Source organism: Paenibacillus sp. FSL R5-0517 (genome assembly GCF_037974355.1).
In the GTDB taxonomy this organism is placed as follows: domain Bacteria; phylum Bacillota; class Bacilli; order Paenibacillales; family Paenibacillaceae; genus Paenibacillus.
In genome coordinates this window covers 4,733,101-4,751,274 of sequence record NZ_CP150235.1, presented here as the reverse complement: position 1 = coordinate 4,751,274, position 18,174 = coordinate 4,733,101, and the positions used below count along the sequence as shown (strand labels likewise).

General features: G+C 45.7%; 19 protein-coding genes and 1 tRNA gene. 17 read left to right on the top strand and 3 right to left on the bottom strand.

Features of this window, described 5'->3' with window-relative positions; genetic code table 11:
• Nucleotides 1–34: 34 nt before the first annotated feature.
• A tRNA-Leu gene (locus tag MKX40_RS21130) sits at nt 35–120 on the top strand.
• A 464-nt stretch (nt 121–584) separates the two neighbouring features.
• The gene (locus MKX40_RS21125) at nt 585–3,506 is read left to right on the top strand and encodes an insulinase family protein (protein WP_339235824.1); all 2,922 of its coding nucleotides are present in this window, start codon (nt 585–587) and stop codon (nt 3,504–3,506) included.
• Nucleotides 3,507–3,661: 155 nt separating this feature from the next.
• On the opposite strand, the gene MKX40_RS21120 is transcribed toward MKX40_RS21125, so the two are convergent.
• Nucleotides 3,662–4,369, bottom strand: coding sequence for a helix-turn-helix transcriptional regulator (locus MKX40_RS21120; protein WP_339235822.1), 708 nt, complete (start codon nt 4,367–4,369; stop codon nt 3,662–3,664).
• Between the two features lie 249 nt (nt 4,370–4,618).
• Here MKX40_RS21120 and MKX40_RS21115 point away from each other — a divergent pair, with 249 nt between their 5' ends.
• The 5 genes from MKX40_RS21115 to MKX40_RS21095 all read left to right on the top strand — a co-directional run bounded on the left by MKX40_RS21115 (nt 4,619) and on the right by MKX40_RS21095 (nt 8,266).
• Nucleotides 4,619–5,839, top strand: coding sequence for a MalY/PatB family protein (locus tag MKX40_RS21115; RefSeq protein WP_339235819.1), 1,221 nt, complete (start codon nt 4,619–4,621; stop codon nt 5,837–5,839).
• A 254-nt stretch (nt 5,840–6,093) separates the two neighbouring features.
• Nucleotides 6,094–6,762 carry a uracil-DNA glycosylase gene (ung, locus tag MKX40_RS21110; protein WP_339235817.1) on the top strand — a complete coding sequence of 223 codons (669 nt, stop codon included), beginning with the start codon at nt 6,094–6,096 and terminating at the stop codon, nt 6,760–6,762.
• Between the two features lie 19 nt (nt 6,763–6,781).
• The gene (locus MKX40_RS21105; protein ID WP_315937091.1) at nt 6,782–7,201 is read left to right on the top strand and encodes a hypothetical protein; all 420 of its coding nucleotides are present in this window, start codon (nt 6,782–6,784) and stop codon (nt 7,199–7,201) included.
• Between the two features lie 232 nt (nt 7,202–7,433).
• Nucleotides 7,434–8,018: a TIGR00730 family Rossman fold protein gene (locus MKX40_RS21100; protein ID WP_339235811.1), complete on the top strand. Its 585-nt coding sequence runs from the start codon at nt 7,434–7,436 to the stop codon at nt 8,016–8,018.
• 119 nt (nt 8,019–8,137) lie between these two features.
• Nucleotides 8,138–8,266: a hypothetical protein gene (locus tag MKX40_RS21095; RefSeq protein WP_255319930.1), complete on the top strand. Its 129-nt coding sequence runs from the start codon at nt 8,138–8,140 to the stop codon at nt 8,264–8,266.
• 217 nt (nt 8,267–8,483) lie between these two features.
• Here MKX40_RS21095 and MKX40_RS21090 read toward each other — a convergent pair whose 3' ends face one another.
• Nucleotides 8,484–8,750, bottom strand: a complete 267-nt coding sequence (locus tag MKX40_RS21090; RefSeq protein WP_091014158.1) for a hypothetical protein — start codon at nt 8,748–8,750, stop codon at nt 8,484–8,486.
• Nucleotides 8,751–8,981: 231 nt separating this feature from the next.
• Between MKX40_RS21090 and MKX40_RS21085 the strand changes: the two genes are divergently transcribed.
• The 8 genes from MKX40_RS21085 (at nt 8,982) to MKX40_RS21050 (ending at nt 16,001) form a co-directional block, all read left to right on the top strand.
• Complete coding sequence (locus MKX40_RS21085; RefSeq protein WP_339235809.1) at nt 8,982–9,719, top strand: glycerophosphodiester phosphodiesterase; 738 nt, start codon at nt 8,982–8,984, stop codon at nt 9,717–9,719.
• 272 nt (nt 9,720–9,991) lie between these two features.
• Nucleotides 9,992–11,047, top strand: coding sequence for an iron ABC transporter permease (locus MKX40_RS21080; RefSeq protein ID WP_339235807.1), 1,056 nt, complete (start codon nt 9,992–9,994; stop codon nt 11,045–11,047).
• 2 nt (nt 11,048–11,049) lie between these two features.
• Complete coding sequence (locus MKX40_RS21075) at nt 11,050–12,081, top strand: iron ABC transporter permease (protein WP_339235805.1); 1,032 nt, start codon at nt 11,050–11,052, stop codon at nt 12,079–12,081.
• Nucleotides 12,082–12,125: 44 nt separating this feature from the next.
• Complete coding sequence (locus MKX40_RS21070) at nt 12,126–13,841, top strand: ABC transporter ATP-binding protein (RefSeq protein ID WP_339235803.1); 1,716 nt, start codon at nt 12,126–12,128, stop codon at nt 13,839–13,841.
• A gap of 226 nt (nt 13,842–14,067) precedes the next feature.
• The gene (locus tag MKX40_RS21065; RefSeq protein WP_339235800.1) at nt 14,068–14,397 is read left to right on the top strand and encodes a hypothetical protein; all 330 of its coding nucleotides are present in this window, start codon (nt 14,068–14,070) and stop codon (nt 14,395–14,397) included.
• A 66-nt stretch (nt 14,398–14,463) separates the two neighbouring features.
• Nucleotides 14,464–15,033 carry a DUF3221 domain-containing protein gene (locus MKX40_RS21060; RefSeq protein ID WP_339235798.1) on the top strand — a complete coding sequence of 190 codons (570 nt, stop codon included), beginning with the start codon at nt 14,464–14,466 and terminating at the stop codon, nt 15,031–15,033.
• 48 nt (nt 15,034–15,081) lie between these two features.
• A complete protein-coding gene (locus MKX40_RS21055; RefSeq protein WP_339235796.1) occupies nt 15,082–15,510 on the top strand; it encodes a DUF5071 domain-containing protein in 429 nt (142 codons plus the stop codon).
• Between the two features lie 53 nt (nt 15,511–15,563).
• Nucleotides 15,564–16,001 (top strand): Imm8 family immunity protein, encoded by a 438-nt coding sequence (locus MKX40_RS21050; protein ID WP_339235794.1) that lies wholly within the window; start codon nt 15,564–15,566, stop codon nt 15,999–16,001.
• 139 nt (nt 16,002–16,140) lie between these two features.
• On the opposite strand, the gene MKX40_RS21045 is transcribed toward MKX40_RS21050, so the two are convergent.
• Complete coding sequence (locus MKX40_RS21045) at nt 16,141–17,043, bottom strand: manganese catalase family protein (RefSeq protein WP_091014199.1); 903 nt, start codon at nt 17,041–17,043, stop codon at nt 16,141–16,143.
• A 257-nt stretch (nt 17,044–17,300) separates the two neighbouring features.
• Between MKX40_RS21045 and MKX40_RS21040 the strand changes: the two genes are divergently transcribed.
• Together MKX40_RS21040 and MKX40_RS21035 are read left to right on the top strand one after the other, a co-directional pair.
• A complete protein-coding gene (locus MKX40_RS21040) occupies nt 17,301–17,609 on the top strand; it encodes a hypothetical protein (RefSeq protein ID WP_339235790.1) in 309 nt (102 codons plus the stop codon).
• A 56-nt stretch (nt 17,610–17,665) separates the two neighbouring features.
• Nucleotides 17,666–17,986 carry a DUF3889 domain-containing protein gene (locus MKX40_RS21035; RefSeq protein WP_339235787.1) on the top strand — a complete coding sequence of 107 codons (321 nt, stop codon included), beginning with the start codon at nt 17,666–17,668 and terminating at the stop codon, nt 17,984–17,986.
• Nucleotides 17,987–18,174: the final 188 nt, after the last annotated feature.

Below are 18,174 nucleotides of genomic sequence, written 5' to 3'. Positions count from 1 at the left end.
AGATATTTCTTGTCGCCAAGAAATACATAATCCTGCCGGGGTGGCGGAATTGGCAGACGCACAGGACTTAAAATCCTGCGGTAGGTGACTACCGTACCGGTTCGATCCCGGTCCTCGGCATCTTAAAAAGAAAGATCGTATGACGCTTGTTAACCAAGCTGCATGCGATCTTTTTTTGTGTTCTTTAGTATGAATGTCATGTTATACCTGACCACTTCACCATGCAGTTCATAAACATAAACCCTGCATAATACATATCAGAGGATACATTTATCTGACTTTTATGAAGAGACGGAACAATGGTGTATACTATCCATAGGCATATATTACCTTTACCTTGCTGAACGATATAAGTTCAACTACACATTTACACGATAACGGAGAGGACAGAAATAACCTGAAGAAGCGAAGCGGGCGCCTTTATCCCCGGATTTTCCCTTTCAAAAGGGAATCAAAAAAATCTGGGGATAACAGCGATCGGAAGGTTATTCTGTCATCGGAGTGCTCGTGTAAATAACCATATCTGAACTTATATAGAGTCACAAAACCAATAAAACAATCTTATGGACGGAGGACTCAAGTTTATGTTGAAACAGCTTAAGCCATACAAGGTGTTACAGGAGCGCAGAATTGAAGAACTGAAATCGGATGCGTATCTGTTGGAGCACCAGAAATCCGGAGCCAAAATCGTACTTTTGTCCAATCAGGACGACAACAAAGTATTCAGTATCGGTTTCCGCACACCTCCGGAAGATGATACAGGGGTAGCCCATATCCTCGAACATTCCGTGCTCTGTGGGTCCAAGAAATTTCCGGCCAAGGATTCTTTTGTTGAGTTGCTGAAAGGTTCATTGAATACATTCCTTAACGCCATGACGTATCCCGATAAGACGATCTACCCGATCGCGAGTCGTAATGATCATGACTTCCATAATCTGATGGATATTTATCTGGACGCGGTATTGAATACGAATATTTATGAGAATGAAAAAATATTTTTGCAGGAAGGTTGGAATTACAATCTGACCTCGGCCGATGATGAGTTAACTTACAACGGAGTTGTATATAACGAGATGAAGGGTGCCTTTTCTTCACCGGAACGTATGGTGCGCAGAGAAGTGCTGAACTCCCTTTTCCCGGATACTACATATTCCTCCGAGTCTGGCGGATTCCCGGAAGCGATTCTGGATTTAACTTATCAGGGGCTGCTGGATTTCCACACGAGATACTATCATCCTTCCAACAGTTACATCTATCTCTACGGGGATATGGATATGGAAGAGAAGTTGCAATGGCTTGATGAGAACTATCTGAGTGCATATGATCGAATCGAGATTGATTCGGCTATCCAACTTCAACCTGCCTTTGCAGAACGGGTAGACACGGTTAAGACTTACTCTGCGGGAAGTACGGAATCCGAAGTGGATAACAGCTTCTTGACCTATAATGCGGTGATTGGCACAAGTCTGGACAAGGAACTGAACATTTCGTTTCAAATTCTGTTATACGCCCTGCTGAACGCTCCGGGAGCGGTATTGAAACAGGCGTTGCTGGATAAAGGCATTGCGAAGGACGTTTACGGTTCGTATGATGACAGTCTGTATCAGCCTGTGTTCACGGTGGGACTGAAGAAGAGCAATCTGTCGAGCAAAGAGGATTTCCTGGGAACGGTAAAAGAAGTGCTTGAGCGTGTGGTGAAAGAAGGCTTCGATCCTAAGGCGCTCCTTGCCGGCATTAACTCGTATGAGTTCAATCACAGAGAAGCAGACTATGGCAGAATGCCGAAGGGCCTGATCTACGGATTCTCTTCCCTGCAAAGCTGGCTGTACGATGAAGGGGCACCATTCACCCATCTGGAGGCCAATGACGTATTTGCTGAGCTGCGGACAAAAATGAACGAAGGTTACTTTGAGCAACTAATTGAGAAGTATTTATTGCAAAACACACATACTTCCTTCGTAGCCCTGACACCGGACAAAGGGTTGAATTCACGTAAAGAAGAAGCGCTGAAAGCACGTCTGAAAACCATTCAGGCCGGACTTAGCGAGGAAGAAGTTCAGACACTGATTCAGAAAACGGAAGCACTCGCCGAATATCAGAATACACCTTCAACCAAAGAGCAGCAGCAGGTTATTCCGACGTTATCGATTGAAGATATTGATCCCAAAGCTTCTACGTTGCATCAAACGGTGAATCAGGTCGACGGCACAACCATTCTGCATCATAACCTCTACACGAACGGGATTGGTTATCTGAGACTGCTGTTCGATATCAAAGAAGTGCCACGTCATCTGCTGCCGTATGCAGGATTGCTGAAAAATGTACTGGGTTACGTGGATACTCAAAACTACTCCTTCAATGAATTGTCCAATGAAATTCATATCCATTCGGGCGGTATTCATAGCGGGATTGGATCGTATGCCAACGCGCATAAGCACAATGAATTCAAGGCTACCTATGAGTTCAACGCAAAAGTGTTGTATGACAAGCTTGGATTTGCCTTTGACATGATCCAGGAAATTGTCTTCACATCCCGATTCGATAATTCGAAGCGGTTATATGAGATCATCTCTCAGATGAAAGGTAATCTGCAACGTAATCTGATCAACAGCGGACACTCTGCGGGAATTGGACGGTCTTCGTCCAAACATTCAGCAGTTGCGGATTTCAGAGAAGCGGTAAGTGGCATTGCCTTTTACCAGTGGTTGGAGGATCTTCAGGCGAACTTTGAGGCTAGAAAAGAAGAGTTATCTTCCAGCCTGCAAGAGTTGACGGGATATATTTTCAGACCGGAGAACTTGCTTGTTAGTTACACTGCCGATGAGCAGGGATATGAAGGACTGGAGCAACAGGTATCCGATCTGAAAGCGAAGCTGTTCACACATGAGGTTGGCAAGGAAGAGTTTACGTTCCTACCTGCTACTCATAAGGAAGGATTCCGTTCCCCGTCAGAGGTGCAGTACGTGGTGCAAACGGGCAATTATATCGACAAAGGATATCAATACACGGGTTCGTTACGGGTCTTACAGGGCATCCTGTCCTTGGATTACTTGTGGACCAATATCCGCGCCAAAGGCGGAGCTTATGGCTGTATGTCAGGCTTCAGACGGAACGGAGACAGCTACGTTGCATCGTACCGTGATCCGAACCTCGCTAAAACGTACAAAGTATATGAAGAGATACCGCAATATTTAACCGATTTCCGGGCAGACGAGCGGGAAATGACACGTTATATTATTGGTGCGATCCAGGATCTGGATACGCCGAGAACCCCTTATGGCGAAGGGGCATTCTCTCTGGAGTGTTATCTGTCGAATGTGACTGAAGCGGATTTGCAACAGGAGCGGGACGAAGTGTTAAGCACGAAGGAAAGTGACATTATCGGTTTTGCTGCGCTCTTATCAGACATACTTGAACAGCAACAGCGCTGTGTGATCGGTAATGAGAACAAGATCGAGGAACAGAAGCAAATGTTTGACGAGACGCTGGATTTAATCAAAAACTAAACGTTAGTCTCGCTGATTTTCGATTCAATAGGCGTCAAATGCAAAATGCACTTTTATGAGCTGGTTTAACAGCTTATAGAAGTGCATTTTTTAACGGGTAGCAATGAGGTGCGACTATCCCCTCCCATATGAGAATGGTTGACACGCTGCATTATTCAAGTGACAGCAAGCATGTTGTATATTTTTAAAGTCCGCAGATCTTCCTTTGAGATTTTCAATTCATTATACAACTCCTGATTCTCGGGCAGCGGGGTTCTGGAGAATAACATTTTGAGCGCGATCGGCATGAAAGGTCTGAAGGAGACACCAGCCATCAATCCCCATTTTTTCTCCGATTCCTGAAAAGATGCCAGAATATTAATATATAGATTCTCCAGCGGCGTAGCCTGATTTTTCAAAATTAGCGTGGTGAGTGTATCATAATGCTCGGTGTGGCCCCAGTACATATTCTCGCATTCTTGATAGTTCTCAAAATCCTTCACATTCATATACATCACGGTGCGATAACGGTTGGCATCCGATTGAGCTATCATGTCAATGACACAACGAATGAGACTGTTGTTACGCCCGTCATAGAAGTAGGAATAGAAACGGGTGGAGTTCTTGAAAAAGCTGGACGGGACCGCATTCATCAAGGGAGAAGCGTGTCTGGGCTCTTGGTACAAGAGTTGCTCCACCTGAATGTTGAGCGCGTTCGCAATATGATGTAATGTGACCAGATCAAGTGTAATATCTCCGCTCTCATATTTGGACAGGGTGCCCTTGCTCTTAAAGATCTGATCCGCCAGCTGTTGGATGGTCAGTCCCCGCCACTTCCGAAAGTTTCGTATTTTCTTGCCAACTTCCTGATTGATATTGTTCATAACCGGTTCTCCTTATGCAATGTTTCTTGAGAGTACGTGAAAATGATGAAAGTCATTCATAAAAATGATGTTATATGAGAAATATATCACTTTCTCGACAAAAAACCTATTCTGAGGAAACAATAAACTTTATTTGTTTCTTCAGGATAGATTGTATTACATTTGATGCAATTTCTACGTCATGGAATAATAGATCTCATACAACATGAACCGACAATGAAAAGTTGAGCAGACAGAGGAGCAGAAGCTATGAAATATGACTTTGATGAGATTATAGATCGCACAGGAACAAATGCCATGAATACGGATGGATTCCGTCAATATATTTTTAACGCTTCAGAAGATATGACATTTCCATTTAAGGACGAAGAATTCATTCGCATGTGGATTGCAGATATGGAGTTCGCCACACCTCCCGAGATTCTAGATGCAGTGAAGGAACGTTTGGACCGCAGAATTATGGGTTACTCCCAGGTGTTTGATCCGGCATACTATGAAGCTGTCTCGAATTGGATGAAACGGTACTATGACTGGTCCTTCCCGAAGGAGCATTTGGAGACCTCAAACGGGATCATCCCCGCTTTGTATGAACTGGTGGAGTATATCTGTCAATCGGATGAGAAAGTACTGATTGTTACCCCGTCTTATGGTTTCTTCAAGTCAGCTGCGGAGCATAATGATCTTGAACTGGTATGTTCAGATATGCACAATGAGCAGGGGCGTTACTCGATTGATTTTGAGGATTTTGAAGCCAAGGCCAAGGATGAGAAGGTAAGGGTATGTATTTTCTGCAACCCCCATAATCCGTCTGGACGCGTCTGGACAACGGAAGAGTTACAACGTGTGGGTGAGATCTGTCTGAGGAACAATGTATGGATTATTTCGGATGAAATTCACTGTGATCTGCTGCGGACTGGCAAAAGACATACGCCACTTGCGAAGCTGTTCCCGGATACGGATCGAATCATTACATGCATGTCTCCGAGCAAAACATTTAACATGGCTGGTCTGATGTTCTCCAACGTCATCATTCCGAATAAGGCACTTCGAGACATCTGGCAGGCACGCCATTATGGTTTCAAAAACCCACTGAGCATTGCTGCTACGCAAGCGGCATATGAAATGGGTGATGAATGGCTGAAACAGTTAAAAAGTTATCTCGACGCCAATTTCACCTGCGTGGAAGAGTATGTGAAGCAGCATCTGCCACAGGCTGTTTTTCACATCCCGGAAGCCACATATCTGGCCTGGATTGATATCTCGGCATATGCTCCCCAAAATGTAAGTTTACCGTTATTCTTCGCAGAGCAAGCGGGTGTATTGCTCGAAGATGGTCACATGTTTGTAGCGAATGGTGAGGGCTGTATTCGGTTGAATCTGGCTTGTCCGCGTTCTGTCCTTCAGGAAGGATTACGGAGAATCAGTAGTGTGCTTGTAAAAGAAGTTGAAGAGGTGCCCGTTCAAGTATAACGTCATCAAGTCATCCGAAAAAGTCATCTTGCAACAACGAGGTGACTTTTTCGGATGATTATACTGAACGCAGCAAGAACAAGGTTTAATTTGAGGTGAACGTATACCCTGATGCACGATTCTGGTCTGCTGTCCCCGGTTATGTTAAAATGGTGGATAGTCTATGAGTTGCATGACATGCGGCTCTCAGAAGGAAGAGCCCGGTAGTTGGGCTGCACGTAATTGCATTCATCAGGGGAAAGGAGCCTATACATATGTTTGGAAACGATTGGGACAAGGTGCTACAGGAAGAGACGGAAGCCGAATATTTTAACAAAATTCGTTATACCCTCGCCGCCGAGTACAAGACGCAGACGGTCTTTCCGCCGAAAGAAGACTTGTTCTCCGCACTGAAGCTGACGCCATATCATCAGGTTAAGGCCGTTATTATTGGTCAGGACCCTTATCACGGTGCGGGTCAGGCTCATGGATTAAGCTTTTCGGTTAGACCGGGGGTACGCGTACCTCCTTCTCTGAAAAATATATACAAGGAACTTCAGGCCGATCTGGGCCTGCCAATTCCGAATCACGGATCTCTGGTCCACTGGGCTCAGCAGGGGGTTCTGTTATTAAATGCTGTTCTCACGGTCCGTGAAGGTCAGCCGAACTCGCATCAGGCATTGGGCTGGCAGACGTTTACGGATGCTGTCATTCGCGCGCTGAATGAACGTTCAGAGCCAATGGTCTTTATGCTGTGGGGCAGTCATGCCCAGAAGAAAGGTGCATTTATTAACAGGGACAAACATCTGGTACTGGAGTCTACACATCCCAGTCCACTGGCTGCGCATCGCGGATTCCTCGGCAGTCGTCCCTTTTCCAAAGCCAATGAATTCTTGACCTCCAAAGGTATTGAACCGATCGATTGGAAGATACCTGAAAACTAGACAGATGGAGGTGAGAACATTGCGACATTGGATAGGACGAAAAGTAGCGGTATATCGTGCAACAGGCATACGGGAGCCATTGAAGGGAACGCTGGTCGAGTGGGATGAAGAAGCGGAATGTGTGCGGATCGGACCGAAACGGATTAAGGTGTCGTTTGACAATATCGCAATGATCAGACCTCTTCCCGAAGAGAGTCTTCCCTTAAAGAAAGCACGTTCTGAAGTGCACAAGGTTGGATATGTGATGAAAAAGGCGATTCAGTTCGAAAATGCAATCTATTTCAAGTCACAGGTTATGATCTGGCGCCGGGCCAAAATTGTAGCGTTATGCACAACGATTCTGCGTCATGACGAGGATCAGGTTGAACTTGCAGATGGTCGGGTTCTTCGTAAAGACAAGCATATGTTTGTCGTACGTTCACGCCGTGGCATACGTTAGATATACGAAGATTTAATACTCATTTCATGCAAAAATCATACGGATTTAATGTTTGTTCTGTATATTAGGTAGTAACAACCCCTTCTAAATTGATGTGTACTGAAATGGGAGCCCGGCCGGCTGCAAACGGTCGGGTATTTTTTTGTCCATGGGTTCTGTTAACCTGTTGTACATACCCATAACATTCATGTTGTATACTATTAAGATAGATCATGAGAAGGAGTGAAATCCATTGAAACGTATAGCTGTTTTTGCAGGCTCCAATCCGGGAAATCACCCCGATTATACAGAGAAGGCTGTTCAACTTGGCAAACAGATTGCCGATCGTGGGTATGCGCTGGTTTATGGTGGTTCTTGCATGGGTCTGATGGGTGCAGTAGCCGATGCTGCTCTTGAGCAAGGGGGAGAAGTAATCGGGGTTATGCCTACGGGATTATTCCGGGGTGAGGTTGTTCATGGAGGGCTCACACAACTGATTGAAGTGGGAACCATGCATGAACGCAAGGCTACGATGGCTGAATTATCCGATGGCTTCATTGCGCTTCCCGGAGGTATGGGTACATTTGAAGAACTATTCGAGGTACTGTGCTGGGCACAGATCGGCATTCATCGTAAGCCTGTTGGCTTATTGAATGTCAACGGATATTATGGACCGCTGATGAAGATGGTAGAACATAGTGTACAGGAGGGATTCTCTAACACCTCGCATCTCAGTCTGTGGAGTCTGGAATCGGATCCGGCTGAACTGATCAAGCAAATGTCATCCTATATTCCTGCAGAGTTGACTCAGAAGTGGTCACAACTTAACGGGAAATGAGTGCATAAGAAGAATGCCTGTACCCAATCACTCCTCGGGAGAATTTTCGAACTGCCCAAGCAAGTTGCGCTATCGGACATAGTCTATAGTGTACTTTGATGAAGAGGGGAGTGTCACTGATGAGCGAACTCAAAGGTACAGGTTACGGGTATTGCGGAGGCTTCGGTGGTGGAGCATGGACATCGACAGGTGCAATTCTTGTATTGTTCATTCTGTTGGTTATTATCTCACGCACATTCATTCTGTAATTCGGTCAGTATCCCGGGACGGGAATGACGTTGCAGAGGCAGCGCCCGAATAAAAATGACCTTTCCATAGAGACGCCGGTATATGCCGGCGTTTCAGGGGAACGGTTTTTTGACATTTCCAGAATACGTTGAGTAATTGAAAAAGCAAAAACCTGCCCCTGAATAAGTTCAGAAGCAGGAGAAAGCCTCCTGAGCCAATAGCTGCGCAACAAGCAGTCTACACTACCACAGCAGTTTGATCCGGAACACTTAACGATTTCCAGGCGATATATAGCCCGATGGCAGCTGCAATTAAGGATAGTATTGCTGCAACAATAGCCAGCTGATCCAGTGTGCTTGATGAAGTGGAGTTAAAAGAACGCTGATTAGCCGTCTTGCCGGATTTGTTTTTGATATGGACAGATGATCTGGAAAGCCTGGAAGCCGACTGTAACTGGGATGTGTGAGCACGCGTAGGTATCGATTTTTTCTTTGAGGGATTCAATAGTCAACCTCCTTATAGCGGAGTTCGGTGCTTCCATCGTTCATACTATGTTATGTCGATTTTCAGATTGAGTTCGCAAAAATGAGTGAATCCCCAGCCCGTTAGATAATCAACTTGGCCGCTAGTGTTAGCGAAGCAGGCAACCCATTATACGCTCCGTTAATACAGGTCTAACAAACTGTGTTTATAGTGATGATCATAGAGTGAAGCTTGAACACAGGAGGCGCTGGAATGAGGAACGTGGAGATAATTGCCCATCGCGGTGCATCTGCCGTATGCCCGGAGAACACGATGAGTGCTTTTGAACGGAGTCTGGAGCTTGGAGCAACAGGGATTGAAACCGATGTGCAGATGACGAGTGATGGCAGACTGGTACTGATTCATGATGAGACGTTAAGCCGAACTGGTGGCGCAGAAGGCTGGGTTAAGGATACAAGTTACGATCAATTGCGCACCCGGGATGCCGGATCCTGGTTCCATGCCGATTTTGCCGGGGAGCGTATTCCTTCGCTGGAGGAGTTATTCAAGCTCGTACAGGGGAAAGGAACGCTGCTTAATCTGGAATTGAAAAATGGTATTGTGAGTTATAAGGGGATGGAAGAGAAGGTTATACAGGCGATCCGGGACTGGAATCTGGAGCAACAGGTCGTGCTGTCCAGTTTCAATCATGCTTCGCTCGTGAGATGTAAACGTCTTGCCCCGGAGATCCGTACAGCACTTCTATATATGGAAAAGTTGTACCGTCCCTATGATTATGCAGCCAAACTCGAAGCTTCCGGCCTTCATCCCTACAAGCTGGCAGTCACACAACAAGATGTTTCTGCTACACTGGCCCATGGCATTGTTACCTATCCATTTACAGTGAACGATCCTGCCGAGATGCAGGCCATGATTGACATGGGTGTGCAAGGAATCATTACCGATGCTCCAGATGTCCTGGCCTCCTTAATTAAGGTACCAGCCCGTTAAACGAGTCTGTTTTTTATATGTTCTACATATGTAATGACAAGGCTGTGTTCGAGCTTTTTGGCTCCTACATGGCCTTTTTGCGTGTGAAATTATGTGCAAATCTTCATATATGCATTAAACATGTCCTATTTGTCCATTGCCAGAGCCTATAGATTCACTTACAATGGTCTATGGGAATGAGAATCAATATCATTAAAGTTTGGTATTTATAGAGAGGTGATTGTTATGTACATAGGTTTGAAGAGCTCCACTCATAACGAGGGTGGGCGCGTATGAGTTCACAAGCTTCACCAGAAAAACATAATCCGGATTCACCCACAGCGAAGATTCACACTCGTCCGTGGGCAGCCACACTTATTCTTACAGGGGGAATTTTGCTACTCGCTCTGGGTATGGCGTTGTCCATTTCTTTTGGCGCTGCTGATATTAAGCTTAGTGTAGTCTGGAAAGCCATCTTTGATTTCAATCCGGAGTTGACCCCTCACCAGATCATATGGGAGATTCGGTTACCACGTATTCTTGGAGGAGCCATGGTGGGTGCATGTTTCGCTGTGGCTGGTGCAATCATGCAGGGCATGACTCGTAACCCGCTGGCCGATTCAGGTCTGCTTGGGCTAAATGCGGGAGCTGGATTTGCGCTTGCAGTTTGTTTTGCTTTCTTCCCAGGATTGCCATTTATGTACATCATTATGTATTCCTTCCTTGGGGCAGGGCTTGGTGTCCTGTTGGTGTATGGTTTTGGTGCAGCTTCCAAATCGGGTCTAACACCACTACGCCTTGTGCTTGCAGGTGCAGCAGTATCAGCGATGTTGTCGGCACTCAGTGAAGGGATTGCATTGTATTTCAGAATTGGACAAGATCTGGCATTCTGGACAGCCGGTGGTGTAGCCGGAACGAAATGGTCTCAACTTGAAATCATGTTCCCATGGGTACTCGCGGCACTAATTGCAGGTCTTCTCATCTCCCGTTCTATTACTCTGCTTAGTCTCGGAGAAGATATTGCGGTGGGCTTGGGGCAACGTACGGGGCTGATCAAGCTCATAGGTCTGATTGTTGTACTGATACTTGCGGGTACGGCTGTGTCGGTGGTGGGTGCGGTTGGTTTTGTAGGACTCATTATTCCCCATCTTACGCGGAAGCTGGTTGGAGTCGATTATCGCTGGATTATCCCATGTTCCGCTGTGATGGGTAGTTTGCTGCTTGTATTTGCGGATCTGGCTGCACGTATGATTAACCCGCCGTACGAGACACCAATTGGCGCATTGGTTGCCCTCATCGGGGTACCATTCTTCCTATATCTGGCACGTAAAGAAAGGAGGACTCTGTAAAGATGGAATCCTCAACAATAGTTGGAGCAGAGCGCAAGAAGAGAACCAAAAGTACGATTGTTCTCATTGTACTTGCCCTATTAATTATTACGGCTTTTGTAGTGAGCATGAATACGGGTTTTACCAAGCTGTCGCCGCTTGAAGTGATGCGTACCCTGTTTGGTGGAGGCACGGCGAAACAGGAATTGATCCTGTTTGAATTCCGTTTGCCACGTATTGTGATTTCGGTGCTGGTCGGAGCAGGACTTGCGTTATCAGGTAGTATTTTGCAGGGGGTATCTCGGAATGCGCTGGCAGATCCAGGGATCCTCGGGATTAATGCAGGTGCGGGTCTGGTCGTTATGTTATTTGTTTCCTTTTTCCCGACAACGACAGCAGCGCCGGTATTTCTTTTGCCTATTCTGGCCCTGATCGGTTCCGGTTTTGCTGCATTTCTGATCTACGTTCTCTCTTACAAAAAAGGAGAGGGCATCCTGCCTACGCGTATGTTGCTTACGGGAATCGGGGTAGCGGCGGGAATCAGTTCTGCCATGATCGTGCTTACCTTACGGCTTAGTCCGGAAAAGTATCAATTTGTAGCAACCTGGATGGCAGGCAGCATCTGGGGTTCAAACTGGAAGTTTGTAACGGCTCTACTACCGTTTCTTATCATTCTTGTACCGCTTGTTCTGTATAAGGCACGAGTATTGAATGTGCTGAATCTGGGTGACCAGACTGCCAGCGGACTCGGGACCCCGGTTGAGCGTGAGCGACTTATTTTGCTTGCCGCTGCTGTAGGTCTTGCCGGCTCATGTGTATCTGTGAGTGGGGGAATCGGTTTTGTGGGGCTGATCGGGCCGCATTTGGCGCGTCGTCTGGTGGGTCCAAAACATCAATTCCTGTTACCTGCATCGGCCCTGATCGGTTCATTGCTCGTACTGGTTGCAGATACCTTGGGTCGTGTCATCCTGCAGCCTTCTGAGATTCCTGCGGGTATCCTGGTTGCCATTATTGGTGCGCCATACTTCCTGTATCTCTTAAGCAAGACGAAATAGAACGTAATCATTGTTGTGTGATTGCATAAGGAGGACTTGAGTCCATGCTTCGCCGTTTCTTTGCCTATTACAGGCCTTACAAAAAGCTCTTTATTCTTGACTTTAGCTGTGCGATTCTGGTCGCGCTGCTTGAACTGGCTTTTCCACTGGCGGTCAACCGGGTAGTTGATGATCTGCTGCCAGGAGGACGCTGGGACTGGATTCTATGGGCGTGTCTGGCATTGCTCGGCATCTACTTCCTGAATTCCTTTCTGAACTTCGTAGTTACCTATTGGGGACACAAGCTGGGGATTAACATCGAGACGGATATGCGTAAAAGTCTGTTTAATCATGTGCAGAAGTTATCGTTCCGTTTCTTTGATAATACGAAAACAGGACACCTCGTGTCCCGCATGACTAACGATCTGATGGATATCGGTGAGATTGCCCATCATGGTCCAGAGGATGTATTTATCGCGGTGATGACACTGATCGGTGCATTCAGCATCATGATGAGCATTAACGGAAATCTGGCGGTGTTAACCTTTATCATCGTGCCACTGATTATTTATCTCTCGCTCTACTTTGGCAGCAAGATGTCCAAGGCATTCAGCCGAATGTTCGGAGATATTGCCGACTTCAACGCTCGTGTAGAGAACAATATTACAGGTATCCGTGTTGTTCAGGCTTTTGCCAATGAAGAGCATGAAAAAGCACAATTTGCAGTAAACAACGGTCGTTTCCGTCAAACCAAACTGATTGCATACAAAATCATGGCCTGGAACTCCTCTGTCAGTTACATGCTGATGAAGCTGGTATCCCTCTTTGTTCTGGTATGCGGAACATGGTTTGTCATTAACGGCAGCATGACTTACGGTCAGTTCATTGCATTTATCATGTTGTCCAATGTGTTCCTGACACCCATTCAGAAGATCAACTCGGTTATTGAGACGTATCCAAAGGGGATTGCAGGCTTCAAACGATATACAGAGCTGCTTGATATGGAACCGGATGTGGAAGATCGTCCAGGGGCTGTATCGGTATCCCATTTACGTGGAGATATTCGTTATGAGCAAGTGACCTTTGGTTATTCGGATCAGGAGCCTGTGCTCAAAGGTATCGATCTGAGCGTGCAAGCTGGCGAAACGGTCGCTCTTGTCGGTCCATCCGGGGCGGGTAAAACAACGTTGTGCAGTCTGCTGCCGCGATTCTATGATGTGCTGGAAGGTCGCATCACGATTGATGGGCAGGAGATTCAGAATATGACGCTGGATTCCTTGCGTAGTCATATCGGAATTGTACAACAGGACGTATTCCTCTTCGATGGAACCATCCGGGAGAACATTGCCTACGGCAAGCTGGATGCATCCGAAGAAGAAATCTGGATGGCTGCCAGACGAGCACAGATGGAGTCTTTGATTCAATCGATGCCGGAAGGGTTGGATACGTTGATTGGTGAACGCGGCGTGAAGTTGTCCGGTGGACAGAAACAGCGTTTGTCCATTGCCCGCATGTTTCTGAAAAACCCACCGATTCTAATTCTGGACGAAGCCACATCCGCGCTGGATACAGAAACGGAAGCAGCCATTCAGCAATCGCTGGCTGAGCTGTCCGAAGGCCGGACTACACTGGTCATCGCTCACAGGCTGGCAACGATCAAAAATGCGGACCGCATTATTGTAGTAGCCGAACAAGGCATTACGGAGCAGGGACGTCATGAAGAATTACTCGCAGCAGGTGGGGTCTACAGCCGCCTTCACTATGCGCAGTTTGGCGCGTAACCTGTTCGATGTGGGTTAACAATGTAATACGGAAATTAACGCCATCGTTCTTGACTTGGAAGGGGTCAGGACGGAGGCGTTTTTCTTTTTCATGATCAAGTGTGGGTCAGGGGGCGCTGCTCTTATCTGCCTGTGATCATGGATATGGAAACGGGTAATATAGTAAAGAGAACGCTTAACGTACAAGATATGTTCATCATTTTGCAAGATATAGGAGGTACACGATATGCAGATGAACGATATGCTGAAGATTCTTATAACTTGTCTATTATTTATTCTAATCTGGTGGCTTCTGACTCAAGGGATTCGCAAACTTTCCAGTACTCGCGCGGGGACCGGTTTTCGACGCTGGGGTGCATGGTCCATTGGACTTTTCATTATTGGCGCCGTGCCACTTGGTTTTTCGCTATTCACAGAGATCTTTGATGAACGCCTGGATGCCAACATCGGGTTAGGGCTTGCCATGTTATTTGTCTGGGCCTACTGTGCTGTCTTGTTATGTGCAACATTGGTGATCTGGGGAAGGTACGTGTACAAAAGGGATATAAGGAAGTGAATGCAACAATAACCTGATACGGAACGTTAAATTTAGAAAGAGGTGTTATTAAAGGGGGATGTACATATGACCAATCTTCGTCGAGTCCTTATATTGTTCTTAGCCCTAATCGTATGCCTTACGGGATGTTCAGGACAGATCGAGTGCAACGCCGTGCAGTCTCAAGCAAATGCACCGAGTGAAGATGGATTTACTGGTTATGTGGTTGATCGTAAAGACGATTCCATTCTTGTGGTTGATCCCGCCTACCGAGATAACAGTTCCAATGGAGGAGCCGATCGATATTATCCGGCAAAATGGTTCTCCAATTCACCTGATCCACAGATCGGCTCCTATGTTGAAGTCTGGACGGATGGAGGCCCGGAAAATCAGCCCTATCCCGGACAGGCCAGAGCAGAAAAGATAGCGGTATCTTGTCCAAATACGCCAGACGGTGCCCATCTAAGTGAGGCAGACGCCATTCGGGGTGGACTATACTCACCAGATGGAGAAAAATTACGTGTTCCTGTGATTGAGGATGTACAATTTGATCAGGATGCAGGAACGTGGACGATTCGCATGATAGATACGATGTCAACGACGAAGAATCAAGATCGGATTGATATCAGAATAGAGGATGTAGAGCCAAAGGAGTAACAAGAGGGAGTATATCATTATGTAATATAGATGAGAAAGGAAAATTCAATGGATATGAGGGCGCGTCTTCCCCGCGACAAGTTTGATTTTGAAGCGGTGCGTAAGTTAAATGAATTTGGCAATGAAGAGTTGAAAGGCATTATTCCAGAACTTATGGAGTGGTTACAAGACGGGAATTGGCCGATCTCTGAGCCGGTAGAGGATCTACTATTGAGATTGGGGGAGGACTTAGTTCCTTATATTAAGGATGTGTTGCAAACCCAAGATCCACAGTGGGAATATTTCATTTTGGTTGGATTGATTGATCGATTGCCTGTATCTCATCTCAGTATGCTACGGTCGGATTTGGTAAGGATACTAGAGTCCCCTACACATGACGAGATACTAGAGGAGTTGGATGAGGTTATCGTGGAGCTTTTGGAAAAGATGAAGGGAGACCAACGAGAGGTAAGTGGAGATGGGAGTTTGCATACATAAAAACTGGTGCAACAAGAAAATTGAAGAAACTAGATACCTAAGAGGGGCGAAACGTGATTAAACTGATTTTGAAAGACCTTATTATTACTGGAGATCCGAATATCCATGGCAAGTTACAATTCACGAGATCTGAAGATATTGGAGACGATTTTTACTTGTCAGGTACAGCCTGTATTGGGACGGAAGATTCTGAAGGTGAGGATAATTTTGATTTTACAATCATAACTCCGAAAGCTTTAGAAAAAGAACTTAGAGATGGAACAGATATCGTATTAGGTGCAAGGCACTTTATTGTTAATAAACTGGATTTCGAATTAATATCCGAAAAAATAAATCAAATTCTTATGAAACAGCAAGGAGAAACCTGGGAAGATGTAGTTAAAAATCTTGCCCCTTATTTCAGTTGGGAATATACAGATTCTATACGATTAAATAGTGAGGAAGAGCTATGGCAGATGATCAACAAACATTCCATTGAAGACGCTGATTAAGTTAAAAATGAGAATTTAATTTACCTTCAAAATCACCTTACGCGGATTGTTGATGGATTAGAAGACAGTAAAGCCCTCAATACTGTGTTGACAGTATCGAGGGCTTATTAGTTTTAAACAGTGCATGTACAACTCTAGCTTAATCCGCAATATTTCCTGCCATCTTGAGACGGCGAGCAATTTCCTTAAAGTCTTCTTGCGAAATGCCTGGGGCGAATTCTTCTTCCACCGCAGGGGCTTCTGGAATCGGGAATCCTTCAGGTATCCCTTGGATGACTTCAAGAGGTTGTCCATCTTCGGGGTGAGTTCCTTTCCAGATCTGACCGATCGCATTGAAGTCTTTATCACTATAGGTGTACAGCTTGGTGTGTACCCCTTTTTCTTCATATTTACGAGCCTCATTGAAAGCTTTGTTGTTCAGTGAAGGGATAGGAACGAGTTTGGTTACATTGACGCCAGTTGCAATCTCAAGGGCTTTTGCATATGCCACGACATGAACTCCGCCACGTACCAACAGGAAACCAACCACTTCCCGGGCTGCCGGGTGATCTGTCATCTCATATACCTTCATTTTATGCGTACGCGCTCCACATTCGAGGAAAAAGTTGTGCAACAGATCTTCGACCAAATTTCCGCTGTTGAAGACGTTTGCTCCCGTCCATGGATTACCCATAGAGTCAAAAGGCATTGCGCCTTGTGCACCTGCCAGATAGTGATAAGACAGACGAGCATCTTTCACGGAACCTAACGGTGTATCATCGGGTTCTTTGTACTCGGTTGATCCTCTAAGACATTTGTTAATCCCGTGAGACACCAGCTCAACATGTCCCAATTCTTCGGCCGTAATACTCATGACCAGGTCATAGAAAGGCTTTAACTTTTCTTTGGAGCGAAAATTAAACGATTGATAGAGGTAGTTGTTCAACGTTGACATTTCTCCGAATTTGCCGCCGAGCAGTTCCTGTATGGCTGCCGCTGCATTCGGATCGGGCTTCTCGACATTGGGAATCTCAATCAGAATTTCATCCAAGCGTTTGAACATTGGGGTGTAACCTCCTCAAAGTGGTATTGCAGATCTTGTAGAAATGTTAGATCATGAAGTCAGGCTGTCATGGCCTATTACACGGTTATTCCCTTTTTTAAACATAAAATCAACCAAATGGGACTTAAGTATTGCATATCAAATGCTGCATATCTTCTCCCTGTTGTTATTTCCAATACGGTGAATTTTATGTATAATCTAACCTTTAAATGGGTCTGCCAGATACAAGAGAATTAAGGTACATAAAGGAGTTAAAGATGAACAAACGTTGGGTAAAAATAGTGTGGATTCCGATCCTTCTGATGATGCTGATGTACATAAGCAGCGAGCCTGTCACAGCATATGACGTTACGAACGAGGTTCAGGTGGATGAACAAACGAGGCAAAGGCTTGAAAAGAAATACGGGTTGGATCGTCCTGAGGAGCCGAAGACACAACAACACGTTTTCTCGGGTGACTGGGGAATGAGTTTCCGGACGGAGCCTCCTGATTCGTTGGACCGGCTTGTTCATGTGGTTCCTTTTTCCCTACGGCCACTGGCCTGGATCTTTCGTTTATTCGTGTAAAATGAAACCCGGACGGGCAATATAACAGAAACATATTGTCCCAAGGAGTGAGTGAAATGAGAATGCTCATTGTTACCGTCATGTCTGTAGTCCTGAGTTTAGCTGGAATAACATCTGGTACAGGTGCCTCTATCCCTGATTATGCGAAGTGGGGAATTATAGCGGTCAAAGAAACACAGACAAAGTACAATGTGGATATTTTGGACTATAAGCACATCGGCCGTACCTCTCTTACAGCGGATCAATCACGGGAACAGTTCAAGCTATGGGTTCGTGCCAAAGACGGCAAGCAGTTCGCGGTCTATGTGAATGTTGATTTTAATCCATCTACACAGCAATTAAAGAAAGTGCAATTTTCGGAATCCGATCGACACTGATCCGTTACTGAACCGGATTATCACAAGAAATGTTGTTATATCAGCAGCATTATTAGAGGAACCAGACGCCCTTGATCAAAGGGGAAAGTCTGGTTTTTTTTATTTTGCAAAATCCATTTTTTACTATTGAATAAAGAACTTATGTTCGCATATAATATGAAATACAAACAAACGTTCTCATCGGAGGG

Coding starts and splice junctions, on each gene's coding strand:
- MKX40_RS21115 (WP_339235819.1), top strand. CDS start 4,619: ATGAAATATGACTTTGATGAGATTATAGATCGCACAGGAACAAATGCC.
- MKX40_RS21125 (WP_339235824.1), top strand. CDS start 585: ATGTTGAAACAGCTTAAGCCATACAAGGTGTTACAGGAGCGCAGAATT.
- MKX40_RS21070 (WP_339235803.1), top strand. CDS start 12,126: ATGCTTCGCCGTTTCTTTGCCTATTACAGGCCTTACAAAAAGCTCTTT.
- MKX40_RS21075 (WP_339235805.1), top strand. CDS start 11,050: ATGGAATCCTCAACAATAGTTGGAGCAGAGCGCAAGAAGAGAACCAAA.
- ung (WP_339235817.1), top strand. CDS start 6,094: ATGTTTGGAAACGATTGGGACAAGGTGCTACAGGAAGAGACGGAAGCC.
- MKX40_RS21060 (WP_339235798.1), top strand. CDS start 14,464: ATGACCAATCTTCGTCGAGTCCTTATATTGTTCTTAGCCCTAATCGTA.
- MKX40_RS21040 (WP_339235790.1), top strand. CDS start 17,301: ATGAACAAACGTTGGGTAAAAATAGTGTGGATTCCGATCCTTCTGATG.
- MKX40_RS21120 (WP_339235822.1), bottom strand. CDS start 4,369: ATGAACAATATCAATCAGGAAGTTGGCAAGAAAATACGAAACTTTCGG.
- MKX40_RS21035 (WP_339235787.1), top strand. CDS start 17,666: ATGAGAATGCTCATTGTTACCGTCATGTCTGTAGTCCTGAGTTTAGCT.
- MKX40_RS21045 (WP_091014199.1), bottom strand. CDS start 17,043: ATGTTCAAACGCTTGGATGAAATTCTGATTGAGATTCCCAATGTCGAG.
- MKX40_RS21095 (WP_255319930.1), top strand. CDS start 8,138: ATGAGCGAACTCAAAGGTACAGGTTACGGGTATTGCGGAGGCTTCGGT.
- MKX40_RS21065 (WP_339235800.1), top strand. CDS start 14,068: ATGCAGATGAACGATATGCTGAAGATTCTTATAACTTGTCTATTATTT.
- MKX40_RS21085 (WP_339235809.1), top strand. CDS start 8,982: ATGAGGAACGTGGAGATAATTGCCCATCGCGGTGCATCTGCCGTATGC.
- MKX40_RS21080 (WP_339235807.1), top strand. CDS start 9,992: ATGAGTTCACAAGCTTCACCAGAAAAACATAATCCGGATTCACCCACA.
- MKX40_RS21055 (WP_339235796.1), top strand. CDS start 15,082: ATGGATATGAGGGCGCGTCTTCCCCGCGACAAGTTTGATTTTGAAGCG.